The organism is Brevibacillus antibioticus, assembly GCF_005217615.1.
Classification (GTDB): domain Bacteria; phylum Bacillota; class Bacilli; order Brevibacillales; family Brevibacillaceae; genus Brevibacillus; species Brevibacillus antibioticus.
Genome location: NZ_SZNK01000001.1, coordinates 1,933,827 through 1,946,129 on the forward strand (window position 1 = coordinate 1,933,827; position 12,303 = coordinate 1,946,129).

Genomic DNA, 12,303 nt, shown 5'->3' on the forward strand with positions numbered 1-12,303 from the left:
AAAGTGTTAGACTGGCGCCTCTTATTCAACTAACGGGCATTTTCGATACTCTCACAATACTTTTATGAAGGGGAGGAATCATGTGATAAAATGGATATGGTTGGATATTGAATTCATTGGGTATTCGCAATATTGAAATGAAGATGAATAAAAACGGAGGGATTTCTTATGACGCAAAATGAATATATTGCATTAGGACTAAATGGAGAAGAAGCCTTAAAAATTATAATGAAAGGTTCTATAGAAGCACTGGAAAATAATAAAGTCGGTGTTGTATCAGTAGTATTTGCTACAACCAATAAGGAGTTAGCTCAACAAAAAATAGAAAAACTAGTATCAACTTCCGATTCAAAAGACTACTATATGGTTTATAGTGTGCCATTGGACACAGACCTAACAACTCTTGAACACTACCCGTCTATAGCGATCAGAAAAGAAGAGTTCTCTTAATCAAATTCACATTTTTTCAGCAAAATGAAGCTACAAATTTCGATTAATAGCAAGCCGATAATACCCCTATTATGAACAATAAGGAACTACAGAGCTGCTTATCCATTACGCTAACGGGCACGATAGCTCAATCAACCAGGCCAGTCTAACACTTTATTTTTGTGTTTTGACTGGCCTTTTGTATGGAAGGATTGAATAGTCTACTACTTTATTTTCTCTGAACAACATCCGAATAAACTGCTTGATCAGCGGTCCAATAGCAAGGGCCGTCACAAATGTTAGGTGGGGATTTGGTGAATGCACTCATTGGGACCACCTTCCTATTTCGAAATGGGAAACATGATTTCTACGGTGGTACCCTTGTTAATCTCGCTTGAGATGGTAATGGTTCCTTGATGATCTTTCATTATTTTATGGCTGACAAGTAAACCTAAGCCCGTTCCTTTCTCTTTCGTGGTATAAAAAGGTTCGCCGAGCCTAGGCAGCAACTCTTTGGAAATGCCACATCCATTGTCGGTAAAGCGAATCAGCACTTGGTTATTCTGTACACATGTCGTTTCTATGCTGATAATGCCATTCGCTGTGATAGCATCCAGGGAATTCTTTAATAGATTGATAAAGACCTGTTTTACCTGATTTTCTTCTCCATTAATCGCTATCGGAATATGGCTGAATATTGTGTTGATCGTAATGTTATTTAGATTTGCTTCTGATTCAAGGAACTTTACCACACTTTCAATTAGAGGATGTAAAAGAATCCGCTTCACATTCAGCGTTTGCGGTTTGGCCAATACTAGTAGCTCACTCACGATAAAGTTGATTCGATCTAGCTCGGACAACATAATGTCTGTATAAGTGGCGCCCCCCGATAGTGTTGGCCGCAAATATTGGATAAAGCCTTTCAATGCCGTAAGCGGATTTCTTATTTCATGCGCGATACTTGCAGCCAATTCACCGATTACGGACAACTTCTCTGTTCTGCGGAGAAGTTCTTCGTTCTGCTTCCTCTCCGTTATGTCACGTGTAATGTTGATGAAGTATTGATTTCCGCCATCTGAGCTAAAGAACGGCATCCCTCTTGATTCGAGGTAGATCCATTTCTCGTTTTCCAGTTTGTATCGATACTCACATGTAACAGGGATATCGAACTGAATCATCGTGAGAAATCGCTCCCAGACGAGTGCTGCATCTTCTGGATGTATGTTTTCAAAAATAATTTGGCTCGTCCCTAATTTCTTCACATGTGAAGGTGAACTATACGAGACATGACCGTGCTTATCCATCACGGAAATGAAGTCTGCCGTGTGTTCAGCAATGAATCGATACTGTTCCTCGCTCTTGCGCAAAGCCTCTTCGGAGTGTTTTCTCTCGGTGATATTGCGTGAAACGAATAGAAGGCTTTCAACCACATTGTTCTCAGACATGATTGGTACACAACGCGACTCCCAATTCACCCATGACCCATTTTTATGTCGTAATCTGATCTCCATTTGAACATTATGGGAATGCGTCGAGATTAAGGAACGCATATCTTTCACGATATGGACATCATCAGGGTGAATGAGATCAAAACTATTCGTTTGGAGGAATTCATCCGGTGTGTATCCCAAGTGGTGTTCGATAGAAGGAGATACAAAAAGATTATTCATGTGTACATCATATTGACAAATCACATCGCTCGTATTTTCTACGAGGATGCGGTACTTTGCCTCGCTTTTCACGAGTGCTTCTTCCGCCATTTTGCGGTCTGTTATGTCCCTGGCGATGACTGAAGTGCCTACGATTGTTCCTTCCGTATCTCTTATAGGGGAAGCGGTTAGACCAACCTGCACGATCTGGCCATTTTTTCGTTGACGCACAGTCTCATAGCCCGTAATATTACTTCCTTCATATTTAATCTCGTGGAAAATTTCCTTTGTTTCGTTAATGAGGTCTTCAGGTACGAGACAGTACGGATCATTCAGCAGGTCTTGATATGTCCAACCATAGATTTTTTCAAAAGCACTATTCACAAAAAGTATATTACCCTGCATGTCCCTAATTGAAATCGCATCTGTAGTCGTTTCAACCAGTGACTGAAGCAGCTCGTTCATGTTGATCTGTTCTCGTCTAAGGTTGATTCGCTGAGCTTCTTTATCCATAGGTTTATACCTTCCTTAAATAAAGATTGTGAATAAGGATAATATTCTATGTTAGTTGAAAATATCCTTGAGAAAATATCTATTCCACTAAAAAATACCGCCCCTTAAATAGGAGCGGCATCGATCCGTACTGACCATTTCTTATGCACTCGATTCTTATTGATGGCTTTCCTCAGAAGCCATGGCACTGGCTTTCGTCTCATAAACGGTACCAAATGGATGTTGAGGTGGCGCGTAGATTGAATATACTTTAAGCGGCGTATTACCCGTATTGATCACATTGTGCCACATGCCAGCAGGAACCATGATGGCATCGCTATCGTTGACTCTTTGTTCAAAATATAAATGATCTCTGCGATCCCCCATCCGCACAAGTCCTTGACCTTCTTCCACGCGGATGAATTGATCCGTATTCGGATGAATTTCTAAACCAATGTCGTCTCCAACGTTTATACTCATCAGCGTTACCTGCAAGTGCTTCCCTGTCCATAATGCCGTACGGAACGTGTTGTTTTGCTTAGTGGCTTGCTCAATATTCACGACAAATGGATTTGGTCCATAGTCTCTCAATTCGATGGTACGCTGATAAGGATTCAGGTTTCTATTCCCATTTGCATGGTTCCAACTGTAATAATGAGGACTCCAACCATAGTGAAAATGGTTATTATTCCAGCTGGCAAGCATGGGATAATGCCATTGGTAGTAATAGTAAGAGTTGTTGTACATCTCAATCTCCTCTCCCGTGTAAAGGATTTACCCTTTAGCCTATGTGGTTACCTGATGGGAGGGAACTATCTGAAGAGCAATTTCGGATGGTTCTTCATTTTGCCTCCAAAATTGGCAGTAAAGACTGACCCCTAGGCGTTAGCGAATACTCCTTTTAGGGGGATTCGAGATCACTTCCATGCAAGCTTGTTGTCCGTATTACTGAAATGGCTGTTGCTATGATTGGTTGCCTGTCAGCCTTTCGCGCGTATCAATTTCTATGCCGGATAATCGTTTAGTAAAGGTCGCTCGCCAATTTGAGGACAGCTCCTCTACTTCCAACAGCTTTTTCATGCCGTCCATATTCTCTTTTTCTTGATGCATGATTCGGTTTGCATAAGAGACTGTGATCGCTTTTGGGTGACAAGAGAGTCTTATCAATCCATCCGTATGAGATACAAGCCCTTCTTTTAGCACCCGAAAATAAAAGCCAGTATAGCCGGTCTCTTGGACCTTACCCAACATTTCAGGCACACCGTAACGCACGGATAATTTATAACAAGGCTGTCTCGGTTGACTGACCTGTACAATTGCTTCCCCTAGCTGAAAGATATCGCCGATGCATACGTCCGTCTCAACTAATCCCCGAATCGTCAGATTTTCACCGAAGGCACCGATTGTCAGCTCTCTCTGTAATTCAGCTTCCCAAAATGGGTAGTGTTCATACGGATAGACGCATACGGCCTTCTCCTTGCCCCCATGGTGGACCAGATCTGCCTGTCCATCTCCCTCGAAATTCAAAAAGGATAAATAAAGAGCTTTTGTTGCAGGGGTTTTGTAAATGCCAGTAGAAACCTCTTTGTTTTGATATTGTACTTGTTTGGGTTTACCTACATTCAGTGACATGATTTCGATATTCACAAGCGATCACCTCATTCTTTTATGGAAATGCTCATTTGGCACTACATTCATACTAAACCATAATGGTTTGTTCTATAATGATAGGAAAAACCTATTATTTGATCATAAAACGCCGGAGGGATGGTCATTGGAGCTCAAGCAATTAGAGTACTTTATGGCATTGTGCCAAGAGTTGAATTTTACTCGCGCTGCCGAGAAATTGGGCATTGCGCAGCCTTCACTCAGTCAGCAAATCCGTCTGCTTGAGCATGATATCGGTATGCCCTTGTTTGATCGCGTCGGCAAACGAACCGTTATGACGGAAGCAGGCAAAACATTGCTTCACCATAGCTATCAGGTGTTTCATGAGTTGTCACAGGCACGTGCAGCGATTAGCGAGCTACAAGGCTTAAGCAGAGGCGCATTAAAGATTGGTGTACTGCTGACCGTTGTCAATTACTTGCTCCCGCCTACTGTTATCAAGTTTCACCAGCGTTATCCCAAGGTTGAATTGTCCGTTTTCGGTTTAAGAACTGGCGATATTTATGAAGGACTTTTGAAAAACGAACTCGATCTGGGGATTGTTTTTTTGCCTATGGAGCATGACGATCTGGAAACCATTCCGCTCTATACAGAGAGTCTGGCATTAGGAGTACCTGTGGATCATCCGATCGCGAAGGAACCGTTTGTTTCGCTTGCGATTTTGAAAGAAACCCCCGCCATTTTATTGCCCAACACGTACTTTTTGCGTCAGTTGATTGATGAAAGGTGTCAGGAGCTGGGCTTCTCGCCCCAGCCAGTTTTGGAGATGACCACAATGGAATCGATTACCAATATGGTCAGGCAAGGAGTCGGTGTCACGGTACTTTCGAAAGGCTACCTCGACTATATCGATGATAAACGGATTCGCACGATTCCGATCCAACAGCCCACTATCACGGCGCAAATCGGTATCGTTTACCGGAAAAATAAGTATTTGTGTGCAGCAAGCCGAGTCTTTATGGAGCAGTTAATTGCCACAGTAAAACACGATGATGTTCGATGATGCGAGAGTCATGATCAGTTTATGACGAGAAGAATTATTGTTCAATAGCATCGTTGTTATCATTTCGATAGGTAATGCCTATCATTATTAATCATTCCCGCAGGAAATATGATCAGGGCATTCTTTCACGGGTGCTTTATACGTAAATTACTTTTGAATAAAACCTTTGAACGCTTCAACAAATTCTCTATACAGGTCTTTTTCAAATGTTAATGGAGGAACATTAATCGGTTTTGACATGTCCACGCCATATCCGAACGTTTTCCAAATGATGTAATCCTTCGCTTCCTCTACATTCGTGGCGACAACTGTACAAGAGAAATCCATGTCATCCGAACAAACCAAAATAGGAAGGGCTACATTTGTAAAAGAAAGCAATTCAAGGACTTTTTGCTGATCCCGATTATCAAAAAGTCCGATAGGTGGAACTAATAAATCAAAAGAACGACTCTGCGTATTTTGATTCAAATAGTCATTCAAAGTGATGTCATTGATTGTAATGACATATTGGGGATGCTGAAAACCCTTCAACTGATCTTTGCGAATTTCGATTTTGCTTTGTATGTATTTATGTGTCTTACCCACTTTGAGCACCTCCGTCAAGAATGACTCTTTGTATTGACTCCCTTTCATTTTACAGGTTGATAAACGAGAACACCATGAGAAACGAAGGCTCTGGAACACACGCTCACAAAGCCCCATTGTTCATCATTCGTGTCGTCAATCCATTTCCGCTTTTTTCAACAAAACATGAACAATCAAGCCTCTATCCTTGGAAGGAGCAATAGAAATGCTTCCCTCGTGATCCGCGACAATCGCTTGGGCGATGGCCAGACCGATCCCGCTTCCTCCCCTTTTTCGCGTACGGGATTTGTCCACACGATAAAATCGCTTGAAAAGGTGGGGAATCTCTTTTGCTTGAATACCGATCCCTGTATCCTCTACTACAATGTGCACGGCCTCTTCATCCCCATATGCTCGTACCTTCACTTGTCCTTCATCTGTATATTTCCGTGCATTGTCCAAAAGGATGTCCAATAACTGTCGAATCCGCTCCCGATCCATCAATAGGACAAGCGCTTCTTCCCATTCAAAAAGCAGCTTAATTTGTGGAGGGAAAATGGGTACCCACGCTTGCTTTACTTCAAGAAGCAGAGGGGTTAATGGCTGCACGACTTTTGATGACCCTAGTTGAGAGGTATGTTGCAATTTGGCTAAAGACAGCAGGTCATCAATGAGTTTGAACAGTCGTTTACACTCCTGCTCAACAGCAGCGAGTGCTTCGTCTCTTACTTCAGGTTTGTGCTGCCCCCATCTTTGCAGAAGACTTACATATCCTTCGATAATCGAGAGCGGTGTACGCAATTCGTGGGAGGCATCTGTGACGAATCGCTGCTGATAGACCATTGCTTCTTCCATACGATCTAACAACAGATTAAAAGCATGGATTAGCTCGTAGATTTCAGTCTCTACGTGATGATGGTGAATTCGTTGGGAGAGACGTTGAGGGAAAATAGAATGGATTTGCTGGATAAGATGATCGAGAGGCTTCAGTCCCCAGTTACTCAACCAATAGCCTCCAATCGCCGAGAGTAGCAAGGTAAAAAAGGAAGAGAGAAAAAGAATCGTGAGCAAGATGGAAAAATACCATTCAAGCGCTTCTGTCGTAGTAGAAATTTGTACAAACAAAAGCTCCGATGTGAACGGTAGCTGTACAGATTCTTTTGCGACCAAGGTCCTTGTATAATAGTCTTCCGGCTCTTTTTTCCAATTGGCTCCCTGTATCGAGGCGATTTCCTTGCCGGTTTGGTCGCTGATGTTGATGAATTGATTGACGTCAGCGTAATTGGTTAACAAACGAGTTAAATAGGTAATCGTCAGCGATGCTTCTTCGGTGATTTCCGTTTTCAGGTCGGCTGCGATGGCCGTTGCTTTCTGATTGAGTAATTTTTGCTCATGTTGATGGACGAGATTGGAGGTGCTGAAAAAAATAAAAAGGGACAAGAAGAAAAGCAAAACCAGCATACCAGAGCTAAAAAAAAGCGTCAGTCTCCATTTGAGTGAGTATCTACGATGTATAAGCACTGCGTTCTCCTTTTAATCTCGTAGTGTATAGCCGATTCCTCGAACAGTATGTATCAGTTTGACGGATGGATCACTTTCAATTTTGTTCCGCAAATACCGGATATACACATCCACGATGTTGGTATTCCCCATAAAGTCAAAACCCCAAACGGCTGTGAGAATTTGCTCTCGCGAGACTGCTTGCTCCTTGTTCTGAACCAAATAATGAAGCAAATCAAATTCGCGTGGGGTCAACATGATTTCCTCTTCACCGAGGAACACTCGCCGCGCGTTGGGCTGGATACGCACGGGACCCACCACTATCTCCTGGTTCGCTTTTGAGTCCCGCTGACGCAATAAGACCCGAATCCGGGCAAACAACTCCTCGATGGCAAACGGCTTTGCCAGATAGTCGTTGGCTCCACTGTCTAATCCCGTCACGATATCCGGAACCTCTCCACGAGCCGTGATCATGATGATGGGGACATCTTTGGTTTCCCGAATGCGTCGGCATAATTCTATCCCCGATAATTCAGGCAGCATGACATCTAGGAGGATGAGATCGTACTCAATCGTCAGTGCCTTTTCTAATCCGGAAAGTCCTTCGTATTCAATATCCGTCGAAAATCCTTCATTCTCCAACTCCAACTGCAGGTATCTGGCCAAGTTATGTTCATCTTCAACAAGCAGCAAATAGCCTTTTCCATCTGGCGTAGGCATGCCTATCATCTCCATTTGAATATCTTACCAACAGTTTTCTCAGGAAACTCTCATGAAATTCTACCGGGAATCTAAGTTTTATTCTGTACGATAAGAGCGTGGATGAGAAACATACAACAAGTTCAACCATTCAGAAGGAGGAACATCATGACAAAGCGAAACTGGAAAGGTACCACTACTACGGTCGTAGCTATTTTAATGGGAACTTCTCTTCTCATGAACGGACAAGCCTACGCGGCTTCTGAGACAAGTCTCACCTTCACAACTACACATAATCAGGATAAACAGCAGAAAAAACATCAGAATGATCTGAACCTGCAACAAAATATCGAAGAAATGGTGCAAGATGGGACTACCTTCGACCCGACACCCAATATGGATAGTACTACCGATAATAGCCAGAATAAACAGTTAGATGCTATCACTGCTCCATCAGATCAAAATGCAACAGATTCAACTTCTACTCCCTCTTCCGACATCGCCGATCAGGTCATCGCAAAAGGATTGGAGTATAAAGGCGTACCCTATAAATACGGTTCGAGCAAAAAAACAACACGTACATTTGATTGCTCTTCCTTTACACAACGAGTGTTTAAAGAGGTCGGAGTAAATCTGCCGCGAGACTCGCGACAACAGTCCAAAGTCGGTCAAAAAGTTTCGAAGGATCAGCTACAAAAAGGAGATCTCGTTTTCTTCCGCAGCTACGGTAGCTCCTCTTCTCGCATTACCCATGTTGCCATCTACGCTGGAGACAATAAGCTGCTGCATACGTACGGGAAACCGGGTGTTACGACTACAAACTTCAAAGGGACTTCCTGGGAAAAACGTTTTGAGCTTGGAAGACGTGTGATTTAATCATCTTCTTGGACGAAACACAAAAAGGCTGCTGAGAGCTTCAGCAGTCTTTTTCATGATCTCCTCAAAACTGACGCTGTGCGGTATACCTACAAATCGGTGTACCCAGATGATGTTCGGTGTGGTCCTTTGAAAGTCGATCAGCATGCAAAAGAAAGCTGAAACGTTGTCAATTGTTCCTCGTCAAATGGAGTGAAACTTCAAAAAATACGAGGTGGCTGCCCATGAATGTCAGACAAAATCTGGTCTCTCTATCCTTCCTTGCATTGTTAACCGTGTCATTCGCCCAACCAAGCTTTGCCGCAACGACTCCCTTTACGGATCTTGCCCAATCGGGAGCGAAAGATAAAATTCTTGCCTTACAGCAACAAGGTGTAATAAAAGGCGTGGATGATAGCAAATTTGCACCTGACGAAACGATAACGGCGGCTCAAGGTGTTCAACTGATGGTAAATGCCTTCGATTTGAGTCTGGCAGCGATCCGTTTTATAAAGGCTCCACAAGCCACTGACTTTTTTTCCAAAGCGGATAACGATGCTTGGTATGCAGAGAGTCTGATCATAGCGGCTGTGAACGGATTGGAGTTACCAGCTGATCTCGATCCGAATGCAGAATGGACCAAAGAGCAGTTCATTCACCAGCTAATGAGAGTCATGGAGACCAAGGGTAATCTGCCCATGATCAAACTAGTACCAGTAGAAATCCGAGATGATCACGAGCTCACCGTGGATTATCAAGGCTCCATTCAACGGGCTTTGGCAAGAGATATTATCGGATTGGATAAGGAAAACAGGCTCCATCCGCAAAAGCCCATCACGCGTGAAGAAGCAGCCGAAATGATATATAATGCCCTTGCGTATTTGAAAAACCATAAGCCACAGACCTAAATCGAACAAAAAATGCAGCGATCCTCGTGATGAGGGGCTGCATTTTTTGGTTTACTTAACCAGTAATCATCCGATTCACTTGCCCGGTTATCAACAGCATCGCTTGCAAGACGGGCATCATGCTGACAAGATCATGCGAATGGAAGCGTACTGTCCGTCCTTCGATGAGTTCAATTCCTGGCATCCAGCTGACTGCTGTGGCAAATTGTGACTTCGTAAACTCGACTTCTATCGTGTTCTCTATTTTTTGTTCAAGCGGTTTTACTGTACTGCGTTGGAGCAATGCTTCTTTTGCTTGCTGACGGATCAGCTCTCTCGCACGAACGGGGTGCATCGCTTGCGATGAGAGTCCGGTTATCCCTGTTTTCACGGCGACCGTAAAGACTCCGGGGATATCTTCTTCCACCTCTTTAGCCGTTTGGGAATCTCCGGTAACGAGTACGATAGGGACACCAAAGGCTCCAGCGATTGCAGCATTTAACCCTGCTTCGCCCACTTCTTTGCCATTTAAGATAAGCCGATGGATAGCGAGGCCAGACAATGTATGATTGAGTACCGCATCTCCTGTTCCCGCCCTTCCATGATAACCGATGAAAAATGCGGCATCGCAGCTACTATCGATCCCCTGCATCATACAGAGAGGCTTGAAAAAACCACGGATGACATCTGCCTGTGGATGCAATTCTTCCAAAATGATATTGTTCATCGGTCCATGAGATTCATTGACGATAATTTGGGTAGCTCCGGCTTCCAGTGCACCCTCAATCGCCGCATTGACATCTTGTGTCAACAGTCGTCTCCCCGCTTCGTAATGTCTGCGACCTGGGATCACATCCTCCCATTCGCTTAGTCCGGAGATCCCTTCCATGTCCAACGAAATAAACACCTTCATGAGAAACCTCCTCCCTATCTTTGATTAGATTGCTTTGGGCAGTTGGCGCGATCCCAACGCCAAGCGCTTGATCTCACCGTCTGGATGGCGAACAAAGCGGATGAGTGAATCGATGCTGTGGCGCGTGAACAAAAACGTATCTTCGCCAACGGAATGCAGCGGGAAGACTTCACTGCCTTGAATGAGTACGAGCTGTTTCTTTGCTTCATCCAACCTGATCTCTACTGCGTCCCCTTCTCCGGATTTATATGTACCGGGACATTGCTGCAAGTAAGCAAGCGGTACTTCGCATTCGGAAAACGTGGCGAACTGCGTCTCGAGCGGGCGACCGAACATGCTATTCAATAATCCTAATGTCAGATTGGAAATGGGGGCATCATCCATGTTGGTCAAAAGAATGCCAGTTACTCCCGCCTCTGGGACGATGAACATTTGCGCGGTCATCCCTTTTAAACCGCCGGTATGGGTAAATAACGTGTAATCTTGGGTAAATGGAAACACGCCGAGTCCGTAACCATAGCTGCGACTCAAATCAATACGGACATGAGGTGCCGTCATTTGTGACGCGCTATCTCCCGAGATGATTCTCTCTCCATTTGAAAGCCCGCCTGTCCGATAAACATCCGCATATCGAAGCATGTCACGTGCGGACGATTTGAGGAAGCCTGCTGCACGCATGGAGGGAGCATCCCACCAACCGGGGGCCCGCACTACTTCACGAGCACCATCATTCATGCGCGGTGTGTACAGCATGGTAGCATTGTCGTCCTCGCCTAATTCCTCCACATGAAAAATGGTTCGTTCCATGCCAAGTGGCTGTAAAATATGCTCTTGGACATAGGCTTCGTATGTTTTGCCGCTGACACGCTCAATAATTGCCCCAAGCAAGCCAAAAGCTTCGTTCGAATAGCTGAATTCTGTCCCAGCAGGTCCCAGCAATTCAAAGGGCAATTTCTCGATATATGCCATGAGGTCTTCGAAGGTATCGATTGAATGCTTACATTGCGCTTCAAAATGCTGAAGTAACTCTTCTGCTGTCGAATCGGCTTGTAAGCTAGGTAGCATTGCGGGAATGAGAGATGGAAGTGGTGGAAATCCGAGGGTATGTGTCATGAAGTGATGAATGGTAATGCTTTTTGTTTGGGCTTCGTCCGGTGTGCGAAACTCAGGTAAATAGGTGATAACCGGATCATGCACGGAAAGCTTTCCTTTTTCCTGAAGCTGCATGATCGCCATGCATGTAAACGACTTCGTAATCGACCCGATGCCAAATACCGTATCCAGATCGATGGGAGTATGCATTTCGCGGTCCCGATAACCAAACGCTTTTTCATAAGTGAGTTCCCCGTCTTTGGCTACGGCAATGATCGCACCCGGAACCTGAAAATCATCCATCAGCCTTTGGACGTATGCTTCAAATGATGCTTCCCACTCATACATCTTCATGTCATGCCTCCTTAGGTTCAATACTTGCAAACAGGAAAGCAATTTCTGTTTCGATTCAGAAGTATACACTTCAAAAAAATGAGGATATGAAGTTCATGCACTAGTAGAATTATAAGCGGCAGATGAACAAACAGCAATATACAATTCTGAAAATAAGGAATATTAATAACACGAACATCAATCTTATTTAATTACACA

At 44.0% G+C, this 12,303-nt stretch carries 12 protein-coding genes; 4 read left to right on the plus strand and 8 right to left on the minus strand.

The genetic code is table 11. From position 1 onward, the window contains the following. Positions 1-168 precede the first annotated feature (168 nt). Entirely contained in the window at positions 169-450 is a 282-nt protein-coding gene (locus E8L90_RS08795) for a hypothetical protein (RefSeq protein ID WP_137029016.1), read from the plus strand. Between the two features lie 320 nt (positions 451-770). On the opposite strand, the gene E8L90_RS08800 is transcribed toward E8L90_RS08795, so the two are convergent. From E8L90_RS08800 to E8L90_RS08810, 3 genes are all read right to left on the minus strand, one after another. Then, on the minus strand, positions 771-2,591 hold the full coding sequence (locus E8L90_RS08800; RefSeq protein WP_137029017.1) for a PAS domain S-box protein: 1,821 nt from the start codon (positions 2,589-2,591) through the stop codon (positions 771-773). A gap of 156 nt (positions 2,592-2,747) precedes the next feature. Continuing rightward, a complete protein-coding gene (locus E8L90_RS08805; RefSeq protein ID WP_137029018.1) occupies positions 2,748-3,317 on the minus strand; it encodes a cupin domain-containing protein in 570 nt (189 codons plus the stop codon). Positions 3,318-3,533: 216 nt separating this feature from the next. Beyond that, a complete protein-coding gene (locus tag E8L90_RS08810) occupies positions 3,534-4,217 on the minus strand; it encodes an MOSC domain-containing protein (RefSeq protein WP_137029020.1) in 684 nt (227 codons plus the stop codon). 127 nt (positions 4,218-4,344) lie between these two features. On the opposite strand from E8L90_RS08810, the gene E8L90_RS08815 reads away from it, so the two are divergent. Beyond that, positions 4,345-5,241 carry a LysR family transcriptional regulator gene (locus E8L90_RS08815; protein WP_137029021.1) on the plus strand — a complete coding sequence of 299 codons (897 nt, stop codon included), beginning with the start codon at positions 4,345-4,347 and terminating at the stop codon, positions 5,239-5,241. Between the two features lie 147 nt (positions 5,242-5,388). Here the strand turns inward: E8L90_RS08815 and E8L90_RS08820 are convergent, their stop codons facing one another. From E8L90_RS08820 to E8L90_RS08830, 3 genes are all read right to left on the minus strand, one after another. After that, on the minus strand, positions 5,389-5,826 hold the full coding sequence (locus E8L90_RS08820) for a hypothetical protein (RefSeq protein WP_137029022.1): 438 nt from the start codon (positions 5,824-5,826) through the stop codon (positions 5,389-5,391). 135 nt (positions 5,827-5,961) lie between these two features. Beyond that, positions 5,962-7,326, minus strand: a complete 1,365-nt coding sequence (locus E8L90_RS08825; protein ID WP_137029023.1) for a sensor histidine kinase — start codon at positions 7,324-7,326, stop codon at positions 5,962-5,964. Between the two features lie 12 nt (positions 7,327-7,338). Further along, the gene (locus E8L90_RS08830) at positions 7,339-8,025 is read right to left on the minus strand and encodes a response regulator transcription factor (RefSeq protein WP_137033346.1); all 687 of its coding nucleotides are present in this window, start codon (positions 8,023-8,025) and stop codon (positions 7,339-7,341) included. Positions 8,026-8,172: 147 nt separating this feature from the next. Here E8L90_RS08830 and E8L90_RS08835 point away from each other — a divergent pair, with 147 nt between their 5' ends. Both E8L90_RS08835 and E8L90_RS08840 read left to right on the plus strand, forming a co-directional pair. Then, entirely contained in the window at positions 8,173-8,880 is a 708-nt protein-coding gene (locus E8L90_RS08835; RefSeq protein ID WP_208759419.1) for a C40 family peptidase, read from the plus strand. 224 nt (positions 8,881-9,104) lie between these two features. Beyond that, positions 9,105-9,767, plus strand: coding sequence for an S-layer homology domain-containing protein (locus E8L90_RS08840; RefSeq protein WP_137029025.1), 663 nt, complete (start codon positions 9,105-9,107; stop codon positions 9,765-9,767). A gap of 55 nt (positions 9,768-9,822) precedes the next feature. Here E8L90_RS08840 and E8L90_RS08845 read toward each other — a convergent pair whose 3' ends face one another. Next, positions 9,823-10,659: a M55 family metallopeptidase gene (locus E8L90_RS08845; RefSeq protein ID WP_137029027.1), complete on the minus strand. Its 837-nt coding sequence runs from the start codon at positions 10,657-10,659 to the stop codon at positions 9,823-9,825. A 24-nt stretch (positions 10,660-10,683) separates the two neighbouring features. Continuing rightward, on the minus strand, positions 10,684-12,105 hold the full coding sequence (locus E8L90_RS08850; RefSeq protein WP_137029028.1) for a serine hydrolase domain-containing protein: 1,422 nt from the start codon (positions 12,103-12,105) through the stop codon (positions 10,684-10,686). Positions 12,106-12,303 lie beyond the last annotated feature (198 nt).

Bases quoted from the DNA above. Each gene is read 5' to 3' on its own strand.
- E8L90_RS08795 (WP_137029016.1), top strand. From the start codon at position 169: ATGACGCAAAATGAATATATTGCATTAGGACTAAATGGAGAAGAAGCC.
- E8L90_RS08800 (WP_137029017.1), bottom strand. From the start codon at position 2,591: ATGGATAAAGAAGCTCAGCGAATCAACCTTAGACGAGAACAGATCAAC.
- E8L90_RS08805 (WP_137029018.1), bottom strand. From the start codon at position 3,317: ATGTACAACAACTCTTACTATTACTACCAATGGCATTATCCCATGCTT.
- E8L90_RS08830 (WP_137033346.1), bottom strand. From the start codon at position 8,025: ATGCCTACGCCAGATGGAAAAGGCTATTTGCTGCTTGTTGAAGATGAA.
- E8L90_RS08835 (WP_208759419.1), top strand. From the start codon at position 8,173: ATGACAAAGCGAAACTGGAAAGGTACCACTACTACGGTCGTAGCTATT.
- E8L90_RS08840 (WP_137029025.1), top strand. From the start codon at position 9,105: ATGAATGTCAGACAAAATCTGGTCTCTCTATCCTTCCTTGCATTGTTA.
- E8L90_RS08845 (WP_137029027.1), bottom strand. From the start codon at position 10,659: ATGAAGGTGTTTATTTCGTTGGACATGGAAGGGATCTCCGGACTAAGC.
- E8L90_RS08850 (WP_137029028.1), bottom strand. From the start codon at position 12,105: ATGAAGATGTATGAGTGGGAAGCATCATTTGAAGCATACGTCCAAAGG.